This is a genomic window from Dysgonomonas sp. 511 (assembly GCF_010501105.1).
Lineage (GTDB): Bacteria > Bacteroidota > Bacteroidia > Bacteroidales > Dysgonomonadaceae > Dysgonomonas.
Map to the genome: position 1 here is coordinate 1 of NZ_QVMQ01000026.1, position 26,334 is coordinate 26,334.

12 protein-coding genes and 1 pseudogene are annotated in these 26,334 nt (G+C 42.3%); 11 read left to right on the forward strand and 2 right to left on the reverse strand.

What is annotated here, in order from left to right:
- Positions 1-71: 71 nt before the first annotated feature.
- Both D0T57_RS12040 and D0T57_RS12045 read right to left on the reverse strand, forming a co-directional pair.
- Complete coding sequence (locus D0T57_RS12040) at positions 72-3,158, reverse strand: TonB-dependent receptor (RefSeq protein WP_163273740.1); 3,087 nt, start codon at positions 3,156-3,158, stop codon at positions 72-74.
- 89 nt (positions 3,159-3,247) lie between these two features.
- On the reverse strand, positions 3,248-4,705 hold the full coding sequence (locus tag D0T57_RS12045; RefSeq protein ID WP_163273741.1) for a DUF4992 family lipoprotein: 1,458 nt from the start codon (positions 4,703-4,705) through the stop codon (positions 3,248-3,250).
- Between the two features lie 729 nt (positions 4,706-5,434).
- Here D0T57_RS12045 and D0T57_RS12050 point away from each other — a divergent pair.
- The 11 genes and pseudogenes from D0T57_RS12050 (at position 5,435) to D0T57_RS12100 (ending at position 26,333) form a co-directional block, all read left to right on the forward strand.
- Positions 5,435-6,418, forward strand: a complete 984-nt coding sequence (locus tag D0T57_RS12050) for a GntR family transcriptional regulator (protein ID WP_163273742.1) — start codon at positions 5,435-5,437, stop codon at positions 6,416-6,418.
- Positions 6,419-6,469: 51 nt separating this feature from the next.
- Entirely contained in the window at positions 6,470-9,073 is a 2,604-nt protein-coding gene (locus tag D0T57_RS12055) for a glycoside hydrolase family 2 TIM barrel-domain containing protein (protein ID WP_163273743.1), read from the forward strand.
- 34 nt (positions 9,074-9,107) lie between these two features.
- Positions 9,108-10,883: an L-fucose isomerase gene (locus D0T57_RS12060; RefSeq protein WP_163273744.1), complete on the forward strand. Its 1,776-nt coding sequence runs from the start codon at positions 9,108-9,110 to the stop codon at positions 10,881-10,883.
- A gap of 317 nt (positions 10,884-11,200) precedes the next feature.
- Entirely contained in the window at positions 11,201-12,595 is a 1,395-nt protein-coding gene (locus D0T57_RS12065) for a sodium:solute symporter (protein WP_163273745.1), read from the forward strand.
- A gap of 17 nt (positions 12,596-12,612) precedes the next feature.
- Positions 12,613-13,527 (forward strand): dihydrodipicolinate synthase family protein, encoded by a 915-nt coding sequence (locus D0T57_RS12070; RefSeq protein WP_163273746.1) that lies wholly within the window; start codon positions 12,613-12,615, stop codon positions 13,525-13,527.
- 10 nt (positions 13,528-13,537) lie between these two features.
- Positions 13,538-14,851: pseudogene (locus D0T57_RS12075) on the forward strand (glycoside hydrolase family 28 protein); the annotation flags it as partial.
- A 324-nt stretch (positions 14,852-15,175) separates the two neighbouring features.
- Positions 15,176-16,561: an acetylxylan esterase gene (locus D0T57_RS12080; protein WP_163273748.1), complete on the forward strand. Its 1,386-nt coding sequence runs from the start codon at positions 15,176-15,178 to the stop codon at positions 16,559-16,561.
- A gap of 12 nt (positions 16,562-16,573) precedes the next feature.
- A complete protein-coding gene (locus D0T57_RS12085; protein ID WP_163273749.1) occupies positions 16,574-19,027 on the forward strand; it encodes a glycoside hydrolase N-terminal domain-containing protein in 2,454 nt (817 codons plus the stop codon).
- 21 nt (positions 19,028-19,048) lie between these two features.
- Positions 19,049-20,251, forward strand: a complete 1,203-nt coding sequence (locus tag D0T57_RS12090) for a glycoside hydrolase family 105 protein (RefSeq protein WP_163273750.1) — start codon at positions 19,049-19,051, stop codon at positions 20,249-20,251.
- Between the two features lie 13 nt (positions 20,252-20,264).
- A complete protein-coding gene (locus D0T57_RS12095; protein WP_163273751.1) occupies positions 20,265-21,701 on the forward strand; it encodes a glycoside hydrolase family 140 protein in 1,437 nt (478 codons plus the stop codon).
- Between the two features lie 27 nt (positions 21,702-21,728).
- Complete coding sequence (locus D0T57_RS12100) at positions 21,729-26,333, forward strand: family 78 glycoside hydrolase catalytic domain (protein ID WP_163273752.1); 4,605 nt, start codon at positions 21,729-21,731, stop codon at positions 26,331-26,333.
- The last annotated feature ends 1 nt before the right edge of the window (position 26,334 follow it).

Below are 26,334 nucleotides of genomic sequence, written 5' to 3' on the forward strand. Positions count from 1 at the left end.
TTATTTCAAATATGGACTTGATTATATTTTTCAGTGGTTAGATAAACTGGATTTTAAAGAAAATATGAACCCTATGATATTTTTGTCATGTACTTAGCCTGAGTGTTACTAATTTTCCAGAATGTAGAGGTTAGAGAGTTGATGTCATCAAACATCAGATTCGGATATTTTGCATTACGATTAGCTTCTGCCACTACATTGCCACTAGCATCCAATACATCTTCGTAAACGAACATATTATCGGCCCAGAAAGAAGGCATATTGGTCCACTGCATTGAATTGTAGCCTGAAGTGTTTAACAAATTATTGTAAACAGAGCGTACATTTTTCGACAAGACTGAATAGCCCCCCCAGCTAGCTCCTATTTGAGCACTCAAAGAGAAACTTTTCCATTCTGCATTCAAATTCATCGAAAGGCTATAGATGTTATTGCTACGGCTTGATATTTTAACACGGTCGGCATCTTTGTCAATTATTCCGTCAGGAGTTTGTTCCCATGTTCCATCTCCATTGTTTTTGCCGCGTACGTCTTTGTAGATCAACATTCCGGGATGTATATCCGATTTATTTTTTCCTAAATAGTTAGTAATATTATATTTGGCAAAGTATTCTTCGATCTCCTGATAAGATCTGAATATACCCATACACTCCAAGCCCCACAAACCTCTATCTCTTCGTTCGCCAGGAAAGTAGTCATCAAATTCTAATTGAGTCTCCCATGGATATTTATTTACTTTATTATCCGAATAACCGGTATTAACTCTAACTCCGTATTTAAAGTCTTTACCAATCTTGTCTTTCCAACCCAATCCTATTTCGAAGCCATAATCATCAAATGAAGCAAAATTCTCATCTGCTGTGGCAGAACCTACAGTAGAAGGGATATCACCATTGCGTGGTTTAAAGACATCACGGTTCCATTCATAATAACCATCCAGATTTATGCTCAATCGACGGTTTAGTACAGCAAAGTCCACTCCTAGATTTGCTTTATAGCTCTTGTCCCATACTGCATCACGATTATAACTTGCATCAGGAAGTCTAATATAAGAACTCGTCGTATTATTATTACCAAAAACAGGACCTCCATCTTGACGATAAGAATAGAAATTGGCCCAAGTCCAAGCTTTAATATTGTCGCGCCCGGTAAGCCCAAACGATGTACGCAATTTCAAATAATCAATGCCCTTTACTTTTTCCCTAAACCAGTCTTCCTGAGACATAACCCAGCCTAATGATAGTGATGGGAAAGTTCCCCAATAATTTTCAGGAGCAAATTTTGTAGATGCATCGGAACGTATCAAGAATTCAACTAAATACTTGTCCATATATGCGTAATTTATACGCCCTATATACGAAAGGGTACCAGACTCATAACGGTCAAACGCTGTACTCGGACTTCCCGAAGCACTTCCTGACTGGCCTGTTGTAGAAGGATATGGGGCCGTCATTGCACCATCTAAAGTTTCTTGTTCTCTTTCTGATTTCTCGACAGAAAATAATCCACTGATATCATGATGTCCAAACTTACGTTGATAAGTGGCTATAAAGTTCATTTGATAGTTGTCTGTACGATACATACTACGACTAATCATATTACCATTGATTATCGTAATTTCTCTAAAATTGCTGTCATCCATAGAAACATCGTCTGTAGTATATAGATGGTTTCCGCTACCGCCACGAGTATTCAGCGCATAAAGGCTATAATTTGATCCATACGCATTACCTTTATTCGTATTTATACTTTTTGCATAAGAAAACTTAAGTTTCAATCCTTTCAAATATTCATTCCATCCAAAATCGTATTCCAACGATGTATTAATCGTTGTTTCTTGTGTCATACTCTTTTTATAGTTGTTCAGTTCCTGAATTGTATTGTAATGAAAATTCTGAACGGTATTAGCTTCATTATTGTTTATGCTATATGCAGCCATGGGCTTTCCATTTACATATGCAGGAATATGGCGAGGACGTGTCAGCAATACACTGTAGTCGGTTTCGGCATTGCTACTACCTACATCCGAGCTACTATAAGAGCTGTTTTGCTCTCCATAATTACCAGATACCTGCATTGAGGCTTTCAGCCATTTGTTTATTTTTAAGTCTAGACCTGCACGGTAGTTCCAACGTTCGTAGTCAATGTTTCCCATATTACCGTCTTGTGTATAGTAAGATACACCAGCATAATAATTGGCGTTTTCAGTTCCTCCACCTAAGTTTATACTGTGCTTTTGCGTAAAAGCAGCGCTCCATTCATCATCTAGCAAATCGTAGTTCATTCCTCTCATTGCTTCCAATTCGTCAGCTTGATACAATTCAGTAAGAGGGTTCGGCACATTATTTGGATTAGCTGCACGCATACCGTTCCATATTTTTCCGTATTCATACGCACTCAGCATTTTAGGACGGGATACTTCGTCGGCATAACCAAACTGCCCGCTATATGAAATTTTAGGTTTTCCTATTTGTCCTTTTTTTGTTGTTACCAGCACGACTCCGTTAGCAGCACGGGAACCATATACGGCGGCAGAAGCATCTTTCAACACCGAAATACTTTCTATCATCGTTGCATCCAAATTATTGAATGCTATTGCTCCTTCAGCATAAGGATAAGAGTAACCATCAATTACATAAAGCGGATCGGTTTCGAGTCCGGAACCTTCTCCTGAAACATCTTTATTATTACGAATAGTCACTCTGGATGTTCCTCCCGGGCGGTTGCTTCCTGCGTCAACATTTACTCCATTCATAAGCCCTCTAAGAGCAGAAGACAAGTCACCAGTAGTTAGATCGGTAATATCGCTCATTTCTGTTGTTGATATTGCTCCGGTAAGATGGGCTTTCTTTTGTACCCCATAACCGACCACAATTACATCATCTAACTTCAAAGCATCTTCCTTCATAATGATATGTGTATTCGAGAAGTCGGTCAGAGTTTGAGATGCGAATCCCAAGTAAGAAATAGTTATACTTCCTTTTGCTGGAACCGAGATTGAGAACTTTCCATCTACATCGGTGAATGTTCCGCTAGTAGTTCCATCAACTTTTATTGTAGCACCGATTATAGGCTCCCCGTCTTCGTAAACAACGGTACCACTAACCATTCGGCCTTGTTGTGCATGAGCCGGCAAAGCGAAACCTAAAATAAGGCTCAAGCATATACTGAGAATTATTAAAAATCTTTTCTCCATTATCTTTTTTTTTAATTGTTATTCATAGATTGCAATTATCATATCGACCCGATTTAAGGTAACCAGCGAGGATCGCCCGACCCTGCTGTAAGGATAGTACTATTAGCAGGCCTGAAATTAACTGCATCCGGAGCTTTATCAACCGGGCCTACAAAACTTGGATCTAGCTCTGTTCCATACGTATTTTTATCGTTCGAATCTAACGAACCTACGACAGCGTAGACAAAATTTGTATCTCTAGGTATATCTTTCACATTGCTACCCCCTACAATTTTACTCATTCTGAAACAATCAAAAAATATGTTGTTCTTTATTGTTGTAGATATTCCACTATGGCTTGCCATATTATTAGCAAAATCTTTGCCTGTAAATACTTGATAAAATGTATTATTTGCGATAAAAATACTTGCAGCCTTATCTGGGAAACCAAGTTTTTGAGGCTGGGCGTTACTGCCATTAGCAAAACGAAGAAAATAACTTTTAGTATTTGCAACCATGTTATAGAACGTGCTATTCATTACTTTGAAATCTTTGAAACAACCTACGTTATTCGGACCCCCATGACAGTTGATAAAAGTAGTTATAGAACCACTATTGTTCAATTGTATAATACAATTTGAAACAAGGAATGTTTTTAGCACATAATCTTGTGAACTCATATCAAAAAGACTCTTCTGTACACCTTTTATGTTACAAGATTGGAAAGATATAGTTTCAGAGATTATGTGACGTTTTGTATCATATATCGCAAGAGATGGATCAGGAGTAGTACTTAACGAAAGAACCGCTTTTTTTGTTGCAGCAGAACAATCCATATTTAAAAATCTCAACTTCAAGCCACTCATTGTTATAAACTCTCCTTCTGCTCCAAATGTAATCGTTGGCCTGTTTGTATCCTCTATCGGACCACGAAGAGTAATCCAGTGTTTTCCAAAATCTAATATACCATTAAGCGTATAATTACCTCCAGGCTCTAATTCGTAAGCTTGTTCTTCTTCGCTTTTTTCTATCGGATTTGCAGCAAACCACTCAGCCAAATCTGCTCCGCTAGGTATTGTCGCCACTTTCAATAAGAATGAATTGTAGGCATACTCTGTCGGTTTATCTGCTCCAGTGTTATTGTATTCGCTATTTCCTATAGATTTAACTACAGCTTTGTAGTATGTGTCTTCTAACTTAGGGCGACGGATTGAACATCCATCTACAAACTCTTCTTCTTCCCCCACAAGTACAGGATTATCTTCATCATCCACAATGTAAAGGCTAAAAAGGTATCCGCCCGCACCTTGTACCACAGGCCATTCTATTTTAAACTCATCAGCACCTGTTTCATTGTTGGTCACTGTAGTTATTGTAAAGCCACTTGGATCCGGTGACTCCAATTGTGTATTTGTTACACCTGGCGAGAACGTTTCATCATCTTTGAACCCATTGGTACAAGATGTTACAAACAGAACCATCGCAAAGCATAAAATACTTACGATAGCACTCAGTTTTCTTTTCTTCTTCATATATTAAATTTTTAATTAAACAATCTGTTTATTTGATTATAATTAGATAAAAAGTATAAATCCATCCAATTAGCATTATTGAATGAAAATTCTCCACAATTTGTCATTTATTCGTACTTTTGCCATACATAATGTTTTTTAAGTTAATTCGAAATAAAGATTTAAGATATATTACTAAAAAAAGCGTTAGTTTTTATTCTTGCACTTGAAGCTTAGGAACTTTCAAAAAATTGCAACAAGAGCAATCAACCAATGCTCACGTTAACTATCAAAGTTGGCGTGGGTTTTATTTATTTGCTGCAACAGAATCCTAAGACCGCAAGTGCGGATAACGCTAAAGTCCCACGCTTTTCTTTTTTTACCAACACTGCTTCCGGGGCTTAGGTAGACCATAATTCAATTCTATTTATGAACAATTTATCCTTTAATTACCTTGAACACACTTCTCTCTTTTTCGGAGATATTAAAAAACTGTCTTGCCTGTCTTGTCATAAGTTTTGTGATTTAAAGTTAAACATAGCTCTCACTAATCAATTATACTGTGCTGTCCTGTTTGCTACAAAAGTATAAAAAAAACATTTCGCAGAAAAAATATAAATAAATGTTTAATAACATGTTGAAAAAAAATTGCCTTATTACAAAAAAATTATTTCCTTTGCAATATCAGGATAGAACAGGACAGACTTACTTCTATCTTACGAAAGAAAACATTTAACAAAAATTTAATTCATGATATTAGAATTTGACCAAAATAAAAGTAAGGTTAGGCAGCTATCAGATGCCATCCGGGCAGCCATTTCTAATGGAGAATTTAAAGAAGGAGATCCCCTACCCTCTATAAATAAGATCAGCACAAATTATAATCTTGCACGCGATACTGTATATAAAGCCTTTCAGGATTTGAAAGAAAAAGGCATAATAGAATCAGCCCCCACCAGAGGCTATTTTGTATCGAACACCGTAAACAATATATTTGTACTGCTCGACATATTCAGCCCATACAAGGAAAACCTATATATAGAACTGACTGCCAACCTGCCATTGAACTACAGGCTCGATCTCTATTTTCACCACTACAACAAGAGATCGTTCAACAACATAATACAGGACAGCATAGGCAGATATGATCTATATCTTATCACCAACCTGCAAAACGACGTATATTCGGAAGTTCTCGACCGGTTGGATAATACAAAAGTCTTGCTTCTCGACTTGGGGAAATTTAAAAAAGACAAATTTTCGTATGTATGCCAGGGATTCGACACCACTTTGTACGACTGCCTGACTGCCGGATTAGATAAATTCAGCAAGTATGAAGAAATATGCCTTGTCTTCAATGCAAAATCGGAGCATCCCCAAAGTTGCATCCCTTTTTTCGAACAGTTTTGCAACGACAACAACTTCAAATACAACATCATAACCCGCGACCTAAACTCATTCGACATAGTACCGGGAACAGCCTATATTGCCATCAGGCATTTAGATATGATGCAAATAGTAAAAACATGCAGGTTGCAGAATTACGAGCTGGGCAAAGATGTCGGCTTGGTAACATTAAACGACGCCCCAATGATGGAAGTTATAGAAAATGGCATAAGTGTCATATCTACAGACTTCAAAGAGATGGGCAAACTCGCTGCCGAGTACATCAAGACAAGACAAAAAGTTCAGACTTATGTCCCTACCGAATTAATTCTTAGAGGTTCTTTATAAGAAAAGAACCTCTGTCTGTTTATCTGCGAATCGAAACATCATACTTTTATCATGAAACATATACATCTTCTTACTTTATTAGTAAGTTTCTTCGTTTGTTCCAATGCATCAGCGACACAATACCAGCCGGAAACCTCTGTAGCAGGCCTTTATAATCTGGAAAAATCGGGACGGGAAGTCTTCGATTTCAATGTAGGCTGGCGATTCTCAAGAGGAAATATTGAAGGTGCCGAAAAAACCGATTTCGATGACAGCAATTGGGATGTAGTTTCCACCCCGCATACCGTACAGCTAATGCCTGCCGAAGCCAGCGGAAGCCGCAACTATCAGGGCCCCGCATGGTATCGCAAACATTTTGTAATAGATAAATCCTTAGAAGGTAAACTTATCAATATCTATTTCGAAGCAGCGATGGGTAAATCTGTTGTTTATCTCAATGGACAAAAAGTACTGGAACATCTGGGCGGATACCTCCCTTTCAGCATAGAACTTACCCAGCTGGGAGCAAAACCCGGAGAAAAATGTATTATTGCCGTATTCACCGACAACTCGGATGACAAAAGTTTCCCTCCCGGAAAAAAGCAAGCAACGCTCGATTTCACCTATCATGGAGGAATATATCGCGATGTATGGCTGATTGCAACAGCAAAAACCCACATTACAGATCCCAATAAGGTAAACAAAACAGCCGGAGGCGGTATATTTATTCAATATGGTGAAATAAATGATAAAAAAGCTGAGATAATAATAAATACAGACATTGCAAACAGAGACAAAAAAAACCAATCTGTAATAATAGAAAACCAACTGATAGACCAATCGGGGAATATCATAAAAACCATATCCTCACGGCTATCGCTAAAAGCAGATGAAGAAAAGCAAATCACACAGAAAATAACCGTTACCAATCCAGATCTTTGGTATCCCGACAATCCATACCTATATAAAGTAGCAACCAGAATTTTATCTTCGGACAAGAAACCGCTGGACGGAGGCATAACCCGTATAGGAATACGCAAAATAGAATTTAAAGGAAAAGACGGTTTGTGGCTCAATGGAAAATTAGCCGACAGGCTGATCGGAGGCAATAGGCATCAGGATTACGCATATGTAGGCAATGCCGTACCAAATAGCCAACACTGGCGCGATGCGAAGAGACTGCGCGATGCCGGATGCCGCATTATCCGTGTGGCTCACTATCCGCAAGACCCTTCGTTTATGGACGCTTGCGACGAATTGGGAATGTTTGTCATCGTAGCCACTCCCGGCTGGCAATACTGGAACAAAGACCCTCATTTTGCAGAATTGATGTATGACGACATTCGCAATATGATCCGCCGCGACCGCAATCACCCTTCTGTATTGATGTGGGAACCGGTACTCAACGAAACACGGGTTCCGCTAGCATCCATCCTAAAAGCACAGGAAATAACCCATGCCGAATATCCCGGCTCATCATGTGTCACCGACCATCATATCAACGGAGTGGCCGACAATTATGAGGTGGTTTACGGCTGGCCGAAAGATGTGGGAAACTTCAAGCAATGTATTTTCACCCGCGAATTTGGAGAAAATGTAGACGACTGGTACGCCCACAACACAAACAACAGAGCTTCGAGAAGCTGGGGCGAAACCCCTCTTCTGGCACAGGCTCTTCAGCTTGCAAAGGCCTATGACGAAATGTATCCCGAAAGCAAACAATTCATCGGAGGAGCTTTATGGCATCCGTTCGACCATCAGCGCGGATACCATCCCGACCCATATTGGGGAGGTATCATGGATGCTTTTCGCCAGCCGAAATATTCATATTATATGTTTAAAAGCCAGGTTAGTGCATCGCTCAAACATCCTACATCCGATACCGGACCAATGATTTTCATAGCACACGAAATATCTCCTTTTTCGTGCTCCGATGTCACAGTATTTACCAACTGCGACGAAGTGCGCCTCATAGCATACGCAAAAGACACATTGGTACAAAAAGTACCCCGTAAAAAATATGGAATGCCTAATCCTCCTGTTACATTCAAAAATGTATATGAGTTCAACAAAATGCGGGTCTACCCGTATGTAGAAAAAAACTGGCAAAAAGTTTCGTTCGTTGCCGAAGGATTAATCGATGGAAAAGTCGTTTGCTCAACCAAAAAGATGCCTTCAAGAAGATCGACCAAACTAAGGCTGTTTATAGACAATGAAAACCAAAAACTAACAGCCAATGCCTCCGATTTCATCCCTGTTATCTGCGAAGTAACCGACGACGAAGGCAATGTAAGAAGACTGGCAAAAGAGCAAATCCTTTTCACAGTAACAGGCGAAGGCGAAATTATCGGCGACGATATGATTGGCGCCAATCCGCGCGCAGTAGAATTTGGGTCGGCACCAGTGCTTATCCGTTCGACACTCAATCCCGGGAAAATAAAAGTACATGCTAGAGTATTGTTCGAAGGAGAACACTCGCCTACCCCGGCCGAAATAGAATTTGAAAGTATTGCACCTAAATATAGCCTAGTCTACACAGAAAAGCCACAAGTAAATCAAGGCGTAGCCTATTCCAGTTCATTCAAAAGGCAAATGACAGAAGAAGAAAGGCTGAAAACACTGAACGAAGTAGAATTGCAGCAAACGGAGTTTGGCGAGAAAAAAGCCGAACAGTAAAAACAATTATTCTAAAAGAAAAAAATATAGCATTATGAATTATAACGAATACCCTAAAATTGGAATCCGCCCGATTATAGACGGACGCAGAAAAGGCATAAGAGAATCTCTCGAAGAAACAACAATGAACATGGCTAAAAACGTAGCCCGGTTCTACTCCGAAAACCTTCGCTACCCCGACGGAAGCCCTGTAGAATGCATCATCGCAGACACATGTATAGGTGGCGTAAAAGAAGCTGCCAACTGTGCCGAAAAATTCAAAAGGAATAATGTCGGCTTAACGTTATCCGTCACACCTTGTTGGTGCTACGGTTCGGAAACGATAGACATGGATCCGCTGATACCTAAGGCTATATGGGGTTTCAATGGTACCGAACGCCCCGGAGCGGTTTATCTGGCGGCAGCATTGGCTGCCCATTCCCAAAAGGGATTGCCTACATTTGGCATCTACGGGCACGATGTACAGGATATGGGAGATATGACAATCCCTGCCGACGTACAGGAAAAATTGTTGCGTTTTGCCAAAGCCGGGCTGGCTGTAGCCATCATGCGCGGAAAATCTTATCTGGCAATAGGCAGTGTATCGATGGGTATTGCAGGCTCTATTGTAAATCCTGAATTTTTGCAGGAATACCTGGGGCTTCGCGCAGAATTTGTAGACTGTTCGGAGATACTCCGCCGTATCCAATTAGAGATATACGATAAAGAAGAATATAAGAAAGCCCTCGAATGGACTAAGAAAAACTGTGTGCCAAACGAAGGAGAAGACTACAACCCTGAACATCTGAAACGTTCGCGCGAACAAAAAGACCAGGACTGGGAATTTGTAGTAAAAATGACTCTCATAATGAGAGACCTTATGATAGGTAATGAAAAACTTAACGAAATAGGTTATGGCGAAGAAGCGATGGGACATAATGCCATAGCTGGTGGATTTCAGGGACAGCGCCAATGGACAGACTTTATGCCAAACGGTGACTTCTCCGAAGCTATCCTTAACTCTTCGTTCGACTGGAACGGAATCCGCGAACCTTTCACATTTGCAACCGAAGACGACCATCTGAACGGGATAAGTATGCTGTTTGGCAAATTGCTGACAAATACATCGCAGATATTTGCCGACGTAAGGACATACTGGAGTCCCGAATCTATCGAACGCGTAACGGGGTGGAAACCAGAAGGAGTTCTGTCTCAAGGTGCTATCCACTTAATCAATTCCGGTTCTTGTACACTCGACGGAACAGGACGCCAATCGCAAGACGGCAACCCGGTAATGAAACCTTTCTGGGAAATAAAAGAAGAGGAAGTGAACAAGATGCTGGATGCAACAAAATGGTATCCTGCTTCGCTCGAATATTTCAGAGGAGGCGGCTACTCATCCAAGTTCCTTACCCTGCCGGGTATGCCGATCACAATGTGCAGGCTCAATCTGGTAAAAGGTTTAGGCCCGGTATTGCAAATAGCAGAAGGAGTTACCGCTACATTCCCGCAGGAAGTATTCGACAAAATAGACAGACGTACCGATAAAACATGGCCAAGCACTTTCTTCGTGCCACGCCTTACCGGCAAAGGACACTTCAAAGATGTGTATTCTGTAATGAATTTCTGGGGCGCAAACCACGGCGCGATAAGTTACGGACACATAGGAGCTGACCTTATATCGCTGGCTTCCATGCTGTCTATCCCTGTTTGCATGCACAATGTAGACGAAGATAAAGTATTCCGTCCGTCAGCCTGGGCTGCATACGGTTCCGACATCGAGGGCTCAGACTACAGGGCATGTGCAACATACGGTCCTTTATATAAATAAACTATAAATAGGTTAAAGGCGGTATCAAAATTCTTAAAGTATTAATTTTGATACTGCCAATCCGTTCTTAATTCACTATAATTGCCGTAAAAAAGTAAGAGCCTGCTTAAATTTTAGCGAAAATATTTCTTATAGGTTCTTTAGTATAGTTCTTAGCAACTTTTTTATGCTCTTTTTAGCGTATTTTCCATATTTCACTCTCGGTTTAGCCCGCTAAACCAGCGAGCAAAACACATAAAATCCATCTAAAAACAGCTATAAAAAAGATTTGCTATAAAATTTAAACAGACTCTAAGATTCTTTTCGGAAGTTCCTTTATGCGTAAAAATAAAAACGCGAGCGATTATACAAGCGGTGGAGGTAGTTTTCCCGGAATAGTCGTAGGAATGTCTATTTTCGCGACCTATGTGAGCAGCATTAGTTTTCTCGCCTTACCCGGCAACGCTTACTCTGGCAATTGGAACTCTTATGTTTTCAGTCTGTCTATCCCTGTGGCATCCTTGTTGGCTGCAAAATACTTTGTTCCGTTTTACCGCAATATACAGAGTATTTCCGCATATAGTTTTCTCGAAGAACGTTTCGGTTATTGGGCAAGGGCGTATGCGGCCGCCTGTTACCTGCTTACACAGGTATCGCGCATCGGTTCGGTATTGTTCCTGTTGGCACTGCCGCTACATTCCATGCTGGGATGGAGCATTCCTTTCATCATCATAATAACAAGCCTGTGTGTAACCTTCTACTCTGTGCTGGGTGGTATCAAAGCCGTTATCTGGACAGATGCAATCCAAGGTACAATATTGATTTTCGGAGCGTTGGCCTGTGTAGTCATCCTGTTTCTTTCGTTCCCGGAAGGAGCCGGACAGTTTTTCGAAATAGGAGCAGAATACGATAAATTCTCATTGGGAAGCTTCGGCGCTGCACTGAATGTTCCTACATTCTGGGTGATGCTGGTCTATGGAATATTTATCAACTTGCAAAATTACGGAATCGACCAGAATTACGTACAACGTTATAAGAGTGCAAAAGACGACAAAAGTGCCCGTTTTTCAGCACTATTTGGCGGACTGCTGTATGTTCCTGTAAGCTTATTATTCTTCATCATCGGAACAGCCTTGTTCGTCTACTACAAAACCCAGCCGGGATTACTGCCGGAGGGCATCAGCGGCGATCAGGTCTTTCCTTACTTTATAGTAAACGGCTTACCTACCGGAGTTACAGGGCTGCTGGTTGCCGCCATATTTGCAGCAGGGATGAGTACCATATCTACCAGCATCAATAGTGGCGCAACAGTTATCCTTACCGACTTCTTCCAAAGAGGAAAGAAGGAGGCAGATGTAAAAGATGAGAAGAAGAACATGAAGATACTTCATATAACTTCTTTTGTATTAGGCCTATCGGGTATGTGCGTAGGATTGGCGATGATTTCGGTAAAAAGCGCACTCGATGCGTGGTGGAGCCTTGCCGGTATTTTCAGCGGAGGAATGCTCGGTTTGTTCCTGCTGGGATATGTAGCGAAAAAGGTAAAGAATGTTTATGCCCTGATCGGTACTGTTTGCGGCGTCGCACTAATCTCGTGGATGACATTCAGCGGGCAAACAATCTTCCATAGTTATATGACAATCGTACTGGGCACTATCACAATCTTCTGTGTAGGATTCTTATTAAGCATAATAGTACCCAAGTTTTTCAAAAAAGTAAATAATCAGAATTAAAATAATAATAGATCAATATGCAAAAAAGTGTACTTCGGGGAATCGTACCGCCTATGATTACCCCACTTATAGATACAGATACATTAGATGTACAAGGCGTTAAAAATCTGGTTGAACACCTGATAAATGGTGGCGTTACAGGCATCTTTATACTAGGTACTACAGGCGAAGCCCAACACCTGAGTATCCATATAAAACAAGAATTGATCAAACATACCTGCCTTGCCGTCAACGGCCGTGTCCCTGTACTTGTCGGCATAACAGATACTTCTGTCTACGAAAGCATCAAACTGGCTGAATATGCAGCAGAATACAAAGCCGAAGCTTTGGTAGCCGCTCCTCCATATTATTTTGCGCTGGGACAGCCCGAACTGATTGAATATTATGAGTTATTGGCAGACAAATGCCCACTCCCGCTCTATCTATATAATATGCCTTCGCATACCAAAACGATGATAGAGCCTAATACGGTGATGGCTCTGTCGCATCACAAAAACATTATAGGGCTGAAAGACAGTTCGGCCAATGGAGTATATTTCTGCAAGTTGCTGACCCTGTTCAGAAACCGCCCCGATTTCGGTCTATTCGTAGGCCCTGAAGAAATGATGGCTTCTGTGGCATTGCTTGGCGCACATGGAGGCGTTTCGGGAGGAGCTAATGTTTATCCTAAAATATTCGTAGACGTATATAATGCAGCGGCAGAAAAGGATGTAGACAAAACCGTAGAATTGCAAGATAAGATGATGGCCGTAAGCCACGAACTTTATAGCATCGGACGTTTCGGGTCGAGCTATATCAAAGGAATAAAAACGGCATTGGCACTTAAAGGCATTTGCAGCGACTTCCTTGCCCAGCCTTTCAACCTGTTTAAAGACCCGGAAAAGGAAAAAGTTAAAGCAGCCGTTGACAAACTGGATTCCCTGTTAAAATAGTTTACCACAAATGAAGAAATTAATAATATTGTTCACCATTGTTTTTAGTCTGCCCCTGGTCTCCAAAGCCGAAACAATAAATATGCAAAGCTTTGGGGCTAAGGCAGATGGAAAAGTTTCCAATACAGCAATTATCAAAAAAGCAATTGATAAACTGGCGGCAAACGGAGGCGGAACATTGTTTTTCCCTACAGGTACATACCTTACAGGCCCTATCGTACTAAAAAGCAACATTACTATCGACATAGAAGCCGGAGCGACTATAAAGTTTACCGATGACATGTCGGAATACACCCCTTTTGTAGAAATGCGTTACGAGGGAGTGGTGATGAAAAGCTTCTGCCCGATGTTTTATGCTTATGAACAACAAAACATAACCATAAAAGGCGAAGGTACGATTGACGGCAATGGAAAAAAATGGTGGTACGGCACATTTACGATAGAAGGAGCCCATAAAGACGAAGCATTCAGGAAAGAACTCGAAGGCTACCGGCAAATGTGGGAGAAAGAAAATCTCAATTTCACCGTTGAAGCCAATTCCGATTGGAAGCGCACATTGGGAAAACGCTTCTTCCGTCCGCCATTGATGCAGCCTTACAAGTGCAAGAACTTTAAGATAGAAGGCGTTACAATCATCAATTCCCCTTTCTGGACTATCAATCCCGAATTTTGCGAGAATGTAAGCGTTCTTGGAGTTACTATCAACAACCCTGACGCGCCAAATACAGATGGTATCAATCCATCGTCGTGCAAAAATGTTATCATAGCCAACTGCAATATCACTGTCGGCGACGATTGCATCACCCTGAAATCGGGACGCGACCTGCAAGGGCGAGAATATGCTACTCCGTGCGAAAATATAACCATTACCAACTGTGTAATGCAAGCCGGACATGGCGGTGTCGTTATCGGCAGCGAGATGTCGGGAGATGTACGCAAAGTAACCATTTCAAACTGTGTATTCGATGGTACGGACAGAGGTATCCGCCTGAAATCTACCCGCGGACGCGGAGGCATTGTAGAAGAAATACGGGTAAGCAATATCGTGATGAAAAACATACCGAAAGAAGCTATTACCCTCAACTTATTCTATTCCAATGTTCCTGCTGAGCCATTTTCGGAACGTACTCCTGTCTTCCGCAATATTCATATATCCGGACTTACCGGCACAGAGGTGAATACAGCTTGTACTGTTTTGGGAATAGAGGAAGCGCCTATATCAGACATTTCATTCTCTGATATAAACATCCAATCCAAAACCGGTTTTGTGATTAACAAAGCGAAAAATATTACGCTGGACAATGTAAGGATAAGCACAGAGATTGGGGCAGCATTTAAGATCAGCGAATCTTCAGGTTTGCGTGTAAACAGTATCTACAATCCTACTCCGCTGACTGACAAACCTGTATTGGAAATAACGGATGTAAAGGATATGTTCGTGCAAGGCTGCTATCCCGAAGCAGGAAGCCAATCTTTTATAAAACTCGATGGAAAACAGACAGATAATATCATTATGATAAACAATTACCTGAACCGTTTGCCATTGCCGGTAGAGAAAGGTGCAGAGTTGAATAGTTCGGCAAATATTATCGTCCAATAATATAAAAACTATCACCCTTATTTTTTTTTGGGGGGGGGAGGAAATGACATGAAAAAGAAAGCTAATTTGTTAATTATATGCCTACTATCAGCAGTTTGTAGTTTTGCCCAGAACACGCAGACTGCCGATAGTGCATATTCGCGTCCATTGATAGACGTATTAAAAGATATAGAAGTCCAATTCGACATTAAGATCAAGTATGATGCCAAGATGATCGATGGCAGGATACTGAAATATGCCGATTGGCGTATCAAGCCGTGGAGTGTGGAAGAATCGCTCTATGCAGTATTAGCACCTTTCGATTATACGTTCGTTATGGATAAGGGCAAATACAAAATAAAATCGTTTGAATATGCCCGTACTAATGAAGAAGGAGGACGTAAATTCCTCAACTATCTGGAGACATTATACACCGATAAAGATAGTTGGGAAAAGCGTAAGGCCGAATTGAAAGAATGTCTGCCTAAAGCATTACAACTGTCGCCAATGCCTGCCAAACCGGATTCGAAGGTAATACTTACTCCCAAACGGAAATATGACGGTTACACTGTCGAAAATTTCGCAATAGAAACCTTACCCGGCATCTATGTTTGCGGCTCCATCTACAAACCCCTGAAAATAAAAGACAAATGCCCTGTTATCCTGAATCCTAATGGTCATTTCGGCAACGGGCGTTACCGCGAAGACCAACAAAAACGGTGTGCTACACAGGCGCGTATGGGGGCAATATCCGCCAGTTGGGACTTGTTCGCATGGGGCGAAAGCCTGTTGCAGTTCGATGGCACATTGCACCGCCTGAGCGCGGCAAATACGATACAATCGTTGAATACGATACGCATACTCGATTATTTACTAACACTGAAAGAAGCTGACCCCGAAAAAGTTGGAATAACAGGAGGATCGGGCGGAGGCAGCATGACGATGATGATAGCTGCCATCGACAACCGCATCGCACTGAGTATCCCTGTGGTGATGTTATCCTCGCATTTTGCAGGGGGATGTCCATGCGAAAGCGGGATGCCTGCACACCTGTGCGGCCACAGGACAAACAATGCGGAAATAGCAGCGATGTTCGCCCCTAAACCACAATTGGCAATTACCGATGGTAAAGACTGGTCGAGCAGTGTTCCCAATCTGGAATTACCATTTCTGAAAAGGACTTATGGGTTCTACAATGCCGAAAATAATATAGAGAATACTCACTTCCCGACCGAAGGGCACGATTACGGGCTATCGAAGCGAAATGCCATATATCCTTTCATTGCAAAGCATTTCGGTCTCAACCTGAATATGGTAGACGAATCGAAAGTGACAATAGAAAAAAATGAACAGATGTATGCTTTTGGCGAAAACGGAGAAAAACTACCCGCCAATGCAATCAAAGGAAAAGAAGCTCTGCTGGAAGTATTGAAAAGCGTGGGTATCATTGATTAATATAAAACAGGAATGTTGAAAAAGGTATTACTATTATTATTCTCTTGTCTGGCTTTGTCCGCCAGTGCCCAGCAGGAAATGAAGCTATGGTACGACAAACCGGCACTCGATTGGAATCAGGCCTTGCCGCTTGGTAACGGGCGTCTGGGGGCAATGGTATTCGGCAATCCGGCTGTTGAGCAATTACAGCTTAACGAAGAAACTATCTGGGCTGGTTCTCCAAATAGTAATGCCCATAAACCGGAAGACGGAACATTGGAGAAAGTACGCAACCTTATTTTCGAAGGCAAGTATGTTGAAGCCGAAGCTCTGGCAACAGCAAAGATAATGTCGCCTAAAAATCACGGAATGCCTTACCAGACAATGGGCGACCTTTTTATATCATTTCCCGGGCATAATAAGTATTCCGAATATTATCGCGATCTGAATATTAGCGATGCTATAGCCAATGTTAGCTACAAGGCTGATGGTGTAACTTACAAGCGTGAAATGTTCACTTCTTTTACCGACCAGACAATAATAGTGAGGTTAACGGCAGACAAGCCGGCTAGCATTTCCTGCAACGCTTTCCTTGCTACACCTCAGGAGAAAGTAGAACGCAAAGTGGAAGATGGCCAGCTGGTGCTAACAGGGCTTACTCCTGCTCACGAAAAACAAAGTGGAAAGGTACAATTGGAAACAAGGGTAAAACCCAAAGTGAAAGGCGGCAATTATACCGTTTCGGACAATATAATCTCTGTAACGAATGCCGATGAAGTTATCTTCTACATAGCTGTTGCAACCAACTTTGTAAATTATAAAGATATCAAAGGAGACAAAACTGCCAAGTGTAAAAAATATATAGAAACGGCTTTTGCCAACGATTATTCAAAAGCAAAAGACGAGCATATCGCTTTCTTTCAAAAGTATATGAACCGTATGTCCCTTGACTTGGGAAAAACAGCAGAATCGGAAAAACCGACAGACCAACGGATTAGAGATTTTTCAAAAACATTCGACCCCGAACTGGCTGCACTTTATTTCCAATTCGGACGTTACCTGCTGATTTCTTGTTCGCAACCAAATACACAACCGGCCAATCTGCAAGGAATATGGAACGACCGTTTCCTGCCTTCGTGGGATAGCAAATATACCTGCAATATTAATGTGGAAATGAATTACTGGCCTGCCGAAATTACTAATCTGTCTGAAATGCACGAACCTATGCTACAGATGGTACGTGAGGTTGCCGAGACGGGCGAACATACAGCCAGGCTGATGTATAATTGCAGGGGATGGGTATTGCATCACAATACAGACATATGGCGTATAACGGGTCCTGTAGACAGGGCTGCTTCGGGTATGTGGCCTACGGGCGGTGCATGGGTAAGCCAGCACCTATGGTACAGGTACGAATATACAGGCGATTTGGAATATCTGAAGTCGGTTTACCCGGTAATGAAGGGTGCTGCTATGTTCTTCAACGATTTCCTGATAGAAGAACCCGAACATGGCTGGCTGGTGGTATCGCCGTCCAACTCGCCTGAAAACACCCACGCAGGCAGCAACAACAAAGCTACGATTACAGCAGGTTGTACTATCGACAACCAGCTTGTTTTCGACTTGTTTTCGAATGTCATCAAAGCATCCGAACTCTTAGGCATTGACAATTCTTTTGCCGATACTCTAAGGCTAAAACGCGACAAACTTCCTCCTATGCAGATCGGGCAACACAACCAATTGCAGGAATGGCTGCACGACTGGGATTCTCCCGAAGATAAGCACCGCCATGTTTCGCACCTTTACGGGCTTTTCCCCAGCAACCAGATATCCCCCATTTACACTCCTCAGCTGTTCGAAGCGGCTAAAAACTCTTTGATTTACCGGGGCGACCCGTCTACAGGCTGGTCCATGGGTTGGAAAGTCTGTCTCTGGGCAAGGCTATTAGATGGTAATCATGCCTATAAATTATTGACAAGCCAGTTAGACCTCGTAACCAACGAAAAGAAAAAAGGCGGCACATACAGCAATATGTTCGATGCTCATCCGCCATTCCAGATAGATGGCAACTTCGGATGTACTGCCGGCATAGCCGAAATGCTGATGCAAAGCCACGATGGTTTTATATACCTTCTTCCTGCTTTGCCCGATGTATGGAAAGATGGCAGCGTGAAGGGGCTGGTAGCCAGAGGCGGTTTTATTATCGACATGGACTGGAAAGACGGTAAAGTAAGTAACCTGAAAATCACTTCCCAATATGGTGGCAATTGCCGTATCCGCATAGCCGTGCCGTTGAAAGGCGTAGGACTAAAAAAAGCGAAAGGCGGCAATCCGAATATCCTGTTCGAAACACCTAAAGTAAAACCTGCTTTAATCTCAGAAAAAGCAACATTGAATGTCACTCCACTCAATCTGGAAAAGACGACCCATCTGTACGATTTACCTACAGAAAAGGGCAAAACATACAACCTGAAAATAGCTAATTAACTAACATATAATATAAAAACGATGAAGTATCATATTCTTACAATCTTTTCAGCATTATTACTGATTAGTTGTAGTCAAAATAAGACGCAGGAAACAGAAGAAAGATGGTCTGAAAAAATAGCTAAATCGGAAATGACCCGCTTCCCTGAGGCATGGATGATAGAAAAAGCAAAATCGCCACGATGGGGTTACACACACGGCTGTGTAGCAAAAGCAATGCTCGATATGTTCGACCATACAGGAGACAGCATTTATTATAATTATGCCAAAGGATATGCCGATAGCCTGATTACAAAGGACGGACAAATAAAGACATATCGCATGGATAAATATAATATCGACAATATCAACCCGGGCAAGATACTGTTTCGACTGTATAAATCGACAGGAGACGAACGGTATAAGACAGCCATCGACACACTGATGGTTCAAATGCAAAAGCAGCCCCGCACGTCCGAAGGCGGCTTCTGGCACAAGCAGATTTATCCGCACCAGATGTGGCTCGACGGGCTGTATATGGCTTCTCCGTTTCTGGCAGAATATGCAAGGGATTTCAATCATCCCGAACTGTTCGATGAAATAGTGAACCAAATCAGGTTGATGGACAAAAACAGCTACGACCCCCAATCCGGCTTATTCTATCACGGATGGGACGAAAGCCGCGAACAAAAATGGGCGGATAAAACCACAGGACGTTCACCTAATTTCTGGTCGAGAAGCATCGGCTGGTATGGTATGGCACTTGTGGATGTGCTTGACTTCCTCCCCGAAAACCATGCAGGACGGACTGATATCCTGACCATTATAGAGAAGATGGCAAAAGGTATTGTAAAATGGCAAGATGAAAAATCCGGCGTATGGTATCAGGTAACTAATATGGGCGATAAAGAAGGAAATTATCTTGAGTCGTCGGGTTCAGCCATGTTCGTCACTTTCCTCTACGATGCCATCAACAAAGGGTATATCAGTGCAGACTATAAAGCTGCGGCAGATAAAGGCTTCGATGGGCTGATTAAAGAATTTCTGCAAAAAGAAGAGAATGGAACATACTCTATTACTAACTGCTGTGCCGTTGCAGGCTTAGGCGGTGAGAAAAAATACCGCGACAGCTCTTTCGAATACTATATCAGCGAACCTGTAATATTGAACGACCCTAAATCGGTAGCGCCATTTATCTGGGCGGCTATCGGACACGAAGAATCAGAGAGTAAAACCAATAAATAAGCCGGACAAGACAATGAACAAATATATACTTCTTATATTCTCCCTACTGATTGCCAACTTTTCATTCGCTCAGGACAAATCGAAGAAAGCAGGCTTACCTTGGGACAATGGCAAACTGAAAGTTAGCGACAACAAACGTTTCCTGCAACACGAAAACGGAACACCATTCTTCTGGCTTGGAGAAACAGCTTGGCTTCTTCCATCACGTTCGAACAGGGACGAAGTCGATTATTTTATGAATGAGACAAAAAAGAACGGATATAATGTTTTGCAAATATCCACGCTACATAACATCCCGTCGATGAATGTGTACGGACATTGGGCTTTACCAAACAGGTTCGACTTCAAGGATATCGACAAGCCGGGAGAATATAACTATTGGCAACACGTAGATTACATTGTAGAACGCGCACAACGCAGTGGAATCTACATCGGTATCGTTTGCGTATGGGGAACCCCTGTCCAGCAAAAACTAATGACAGTAGAAGATGCCAGGAAATATGGTAAATTCTTAGCCGAACGCTACAAAAAATACCCGAATATAATCTGGCTGATAGGTGGCGACATCCGCGGAGATGTAGAGCCGGAAGTCTGGCAGTCATTGGCTACCACTATCAGGAGTATAGATTCCGGCCACCTGATGACATTCCACCCGCGCGGACGTACATGTTCTTCCACATGGTTTCACAATGAGCCCTGGTTAGACTTCAATATGTTCCAATCGGGGCACCGCCGCTACAACCAGCGCAAAGGTGACGGAGACTACCCGATAGAAGAAAATACGGAAGAAGACAACTGGCGGTTTGTTGAACGTGAATTTGCTATGTCGCCTAAAAAACCGGTTATTGATGGCGAACCTTCTTACGAAGATATACCTCACGGACTGCATGATGCAAACGAGCGTCGTTGGTTGGCCGAAGATGTACGCCGTTATGCTTACTGGTCGGTTTTTGCAGGCTCGTTCGGACATACCTACGGGCATAATTCTACAATGCAAATGCTTCGTCCGGGATACCAAGCTTCATTCGGAGCCGAAAAGCCTTGGTGGGAAGCTATACACGACCCGGGTTGCCAACAGATGAAATACCTAAAAAAACTTGTTATGGCATTCCCTTTCTTCGAAAGGATTCCCGATCAATCCGTGATTGCGGGGACAAACGGACTACAATACGAGCGCGTGATAGCTACCAGAGGCAACGATTATATATTAGTCTATAACTATACCAATCGCAAGGAGGAAATAGATATGACTAAAATATCCGGCGCAAAGAAAAAAGCATGGTGGTACAGCCCGGTTAATGGTTCTGTAGAATATATTGGTGAATTTAATAATGGTAAGCAGGCTTTTATCCACGACTCCGAATACAGGGCTGGTAACGACAAGGTGCTTATCATTACAGATGCTAAAACCTCTTATGTAAAAGATAATCTGGAACAACAAGGCAATTGATAGAAACTGCCTTTATTAAGAAATGCCATGAAAAAAATTATACTTATATTATCAATTCTATTTTGCTCCCTATCCGCCTTTCCTACCAATGTAAAGGAACTAAGGTGCGAAATGCTAAACAATCCCGAAGGCATCAATACGATTACTCCGCGTTTGGGATGGATAATAGAATCGCAGGAGCGAAATATAGTACAAAAAGCCTACTGGATATTAGCCGCATCTTCGCCTGATAAACTGAACGAAAAAGATGCCGATCTTTGGAATACAGGAAAGGTAGAAAGCAATATATCTACACTTATTCCTTATGCCGGCAAAACGCTGACCTGCCGCAGCCGGGTATATTGGAAAGTAAAAGTATATACCAACAAAAGCGAAACGGACTGGAGTTCGCCTGCAAATTTTAGCGTAGGCTTGCTTGCAGAGTCAGACTGGTCGGCAAAATGGATCGGTTTAGACAAAGTATTTCCGTGGGATAGCGAAACACAGCACGCACGCCTGTCTGCGCGTTATTTCCGCAAAGAGTTTACCAACCAGAAGCAAATAAAATCGGCAAAGGCATATATTTCCGGTCTCGGACTATACGAACTGTATATCAACGGGCAGAAAATAGGGGATCAGGTATTGGCTCCGGGACAAACCAATTATTTCAAAACGGTTTTATACAATACCTTCGATGTTACGCCTTATATCAAACAGGGTAAAAATGCCATAGGCACTATTTTGGGAAATGGGCGTTTCTATAATATGCGCCAGAATTTCAAGCCTCATAAAATCATGACTTTCGGTTACCCGAAAATGATTCTTCAAATAGAAATAGAATATAACGATGGCAGCCGTCAAACTATAGTCAGCGACGAATCGTGGAAAGTAACCGCCGATGGCCCTATCCGTTCCAACAATGACTTCGATGGAGAGGAATACGATGCAACCAAGGAACTAGGAGCTTGGAATACAATAGGTTTCAATGATAAAAAATGGCTCAAAGCCGAATTGGTAAAAGCTCCGGGTGGGGTAATGACTGCCCAGATGACCGAAAACATGAAAATAATGAAGGTGATGAAACCAAAGTCGATAACAGCTTTGGCAAAAGATACATTCATCATCGACATGGGGCAAAATATGGTGGGCTGGCTGAGCCTACAGGCAAAAGGCAAAAAAGGTGATAAAATAACGCTTCGCTTTGCCGAAACACTGGAAAAGGACGGACGCCTCAGAACAATAAACCTTCGCAGCGCCCGCGCGACTGATGTCTACACGATGAAAGGCGAAGGCTCGGAAAAATGGGAACCACGCTTCATTACACACGGCTTCCGCTATGTAGAAGTGACGGGTTATCCGGGTACACCTACCGTAAACGATTTCGAAGGGAAAGTTGTATATGATGACATTGCAACTACAGGCTCTTTCGAAACTTCGAACAGCATTCTCAACCAAATATATCAAAACGCATGGTGGGGTATCAACGGTAATTATAAGAGTATTCCACTCGATTGCCCTCAACGCGATGAAAGACAGCCCTGGCTGGGCGACCACACCATCGGTTGCATTGGCGAAAGCTTTGCCTACGACAACAAAAGGATGTACACAAAATGGCTGGATGATATAAAAGACAGCCAAACGCCTGAAGGGAAGATATCTGATATCGTGCCTCCATACTATATGATATACTATAGTGATAATATGACATGGCCGGGTACTTATCTCTTTGTGGCAGACATGATACATAAGCAATACGGTAATGCCGAACCTATCAAAAAGCATTATCCGCATATGAAAAAGTGGTTTATGCACATGAAAAACAATTACCTGAACGCCGAATTTATAATGACTAAGGATAAGTATGGCGATTGGTGCGTACCGCCCGAATCGAAAGAAATGATACATTCGCAAGACCCTGCACGCAAAACTGACGGGCAGCTTATTGCTACAGCATATACTTACAAACTGCTGCAAATGTTACAGGAATTTGCCCTTATATCAGGTCATAAAGAAGATTTAATGGAATATGCCCTGCTTGCTGAAAATGTACGGGACGGGTTCAACAAGAAATTCTATAATGCCGAAACAGGACAATATAGCAATCATACCGTCACAGCTAACCTCTTACCCCTCGCATTCAACATTGTTGAAAAGGAAAACGAAGACAGGGTTTTCCAGAATATGATAAGCAAAATAAACAAAAACAAGCTGCATATCAGCACGGGTGTTATCGGCACACAATGGCTAATGCGCGAACTAACACGCAAAGGCTGCGCTGACGTTGCCTATACCATTGCCACTCAAAAAGATTATCCTAGTTGGGGATATATGGCTGAACAGGGTGCGACTACCATCTGGGAACTGTGGAACGGTGATACTGCCAGCCCCAAGATGAACTCGCACAATCATGTAATGCTTTTGGGCGACCTGCTGGCTTGGATGTATGAAGACTTAGCCGGAATAAAATCGCATAAGATACATCAAGGATTCAAATGGCTGTGGATGAAACCTCATCCGACCGAAGACCTGACATACACCAAGGCATCCCATAAAACGCCTTACGGATGGGTAAAAAGCAACTGGGAACTAAAAGACGGCATTTTCACATGGAAAATATCCATTCCTGCCAATTCGAGGGCTAACATACTGGTTCCTGCTGCTTCTTTAGAAGATATCACAGAAAGCAGTAAACCTGTGAAGGAAATAGAAGGACTGAAGTATGTTAGGATTGAAGAAAACCGTATCAATCTGGAAATCGGTTCGGGCGAATACACTTTCGTTTGCAAATATGGAGAAGCTGCCAACCGCTACAAAGAAGGCATCCTTGTAGATGAATTTATTTGCGAAAAACCTTCTTTCCCCGAAAGCCATGCATCTACCATCGCCGAAACTAAGGAGGGACATCTTATCGCTTCATGGTTTGGCGGAACAAAAGAGCGCAACCCCGACGTTTGTATCTGGGTGAGCCGCCTGATAGACGGAAAATGGACTGCACCACAGAATGTTGCAAACGGCATTGTAAACGATACGTTGCGCTATGCTACATGGAATCCCGTATTGTATCAGGTTCCGAATGGCGAATTGCAATTATATTATAAAGTCGGGCCGAATGTTGCGGGTTGGGTTGGCAAGGTAATAACCTCGAACGACGGCGGTGTTACATGGTCAGCTCCGCGCGATCTGCCGGAAGGATTTTTAGGCCCCGTCAAGAATAAACCTGTCCTGCTGAAAAACGGCACATTGCTTTGCCCGTCGAGTACAGAGGGTAATGGCTGGAAAACCCATTTCGAAGCGACAAAAGACTTTGGCAAGACATGGACAAAGATAGGGCCAATAAACGAAGGCAAAGACCTGCACACGATACAGGCCTCTATACTGACATATAAAGACGGCTGCTTGCAGATACTTTGCCGCACCAAAGAACGGGCTATCGCCGAATCGTGGTCGCGCGACAATGGTAAGACATGGACACCTATAGCCAAAACGAATATGCCGAATAACAATTCTGGAACAGATGCCGTAACACTATACGATGGACGCCAATTACTTGTCTACAACCACGTTTTGCCACACGATACACTAAAGAACGGGAAAGGTGCACGCACCCCTCTCAATGTTGCTATATCGGAAGATGGAAAGACATGGAATGCAGCGTTAGTTCTCGAAGATTCGCCTATCAGCCAATACTCTTATCCATCTGTTATACAAACCAAAGACGGCATGGTACATATAGTCTATACATGGCGACGCAAAGCCATTAAGCACGTGACGATAGATCCGAATAAACTGGTATTATCCAAAATCGAAGACATGAAATGGCCTTCGGTAAAAGAAACGAAAGAGATACAGGTTGTAAACAACCACCGCTATAAAGTTTCCGTTTGCGACTGGATGATGCTCAAACGCCAGAAAGTAGGAGCAATGGAACTAGCTAAAGAGCTTAGTGCCGATGGCCTCGAACTGGATATGGGCGGGCTTGGCAAGCGGGTTTCGTTCGACAATAAATTTACAGAAAAACATTTTCAGGAACTTTTTATTTCGGAATGCAACCGCCTCGGCATCGAATTCAGCTCTGTTGCTATGTCTGCTTTTTACGGACAATCATTTGCCAAGCGCGACAATTACGAACAGTTGATAGACGAGTGCATCGCTACAATGAAGGCTCTGGGCGTTAAAGTTGCATTCCTGCCGATGGGCAATCAAAGCGACCTTGTAAAAGAACCGGAACTATATCCTATCGTATTGGAAAGGCTAAAAGTTGTGGCTAAAAAAGCTGAAGCGGCAGGCGTAATTATCGGCATAGAAACTACATTGACCGCAAAAGAAGAAGCCAAACTGATAGATAAAATCAATTCTCCGGCTATCCGCAGTTATGTAAACTTCTCATCCATTCTGAAAAGAGGAGGTGATATAATAAAAGACCTGAAAACGTTGGGCAAAGACCGCATCGTACAGATTCATGCAACAAACACTGATGGTCATTGGATAGAAAACGACCCTGCCTTGAATATGAAAGAGGTGAAAGCCACTCTCGACAAAATGGGTTGGAACGGTTGGCTTGTCGTTGAGCGTTCGCGCGATGTAAACGATGTGCGCAATGTGAAGAAAAACTATGGGGCAAATATAAAATACCTGAAATCTGTATTTCAATAAT

Bases quoted from the DNA above. Each gene is read 5' to 3' on its own strand.
- D0T57_RS12045 (WP_163273741.1), bottom strand. From the start codon at position 4,705: ATGAAGAAGAAAAGAAAACTGAGTGCTATCGTAAGTATTTTATGCTTT.
- D0T57_RS12050 (WP_163273742.1), top strand. From the start codon at position 5,435: ATGATATTAGAATTTGACCAAAATAAAAGTAAGGTTAGGCAGCTATCA.
- D0T57_RS12055 (WP_163273743.1), top strand. From the start codon at position 6,470: ATGAAACATATACATCTTCTTACTTTATTAGTAAGTTTCTTCGTTTGT.
- D0T57_RS12060 (WP_163273744.1), top strand. From the start codon at position 9,108: ATGAATTATAACGAATACCCTAAAATTGGAATCCGCCCGATTATAGAC.
- D0T57_RS12065 (WP_163273745.1), top strand. From the start codon at position 11,201: ATGCGTAAAAATAAAAACGCGAGCGATTATACAAGCGGTGGAGGTAGT.
- D0T57_RS12070 (WP_163273746.1), top strand. From the start codon at position 12,613: ATGCAAAAAAGTGTACTTCGGGGAATCGTACCGCCTATGATTACCCCA.
- D0T57_RS12080 (WP_163273748.1), top strand. From the start codon at position 15,176: ATGAAAAAGAAAGCTAATTTGTTAATTATATGCCTACTATCAGCAGTT.
- D0T57_RS12085 (WP_163273749.1), top strand. From the start codon at position 16,574: ATGTTGAAAAAGGTATTACTATTATTATTCTCTTGTCTGGCTTTGTCC.
- D0T57_RS12090 (WP_163273750.1), top strand. From the start codon at position 19,049: ATGAAGTATCATATTCTTACAATCTTTTCAGCATTATTACTGATTAGT.
- D0T57_RS12095 (WP_163273751.1), top strand. From the start codon at position 20,265: ATGAACAAATATATACTTCTTATATTCTCCCTACTGATTGCCAACTTT.
- D0T57_RS12100 (WP_163273752.1), top strand. From the start codon at position 21,729: ATGAAAAAAATTATACTTATATTATCAATTCTATTTTGCTCCCTATCC.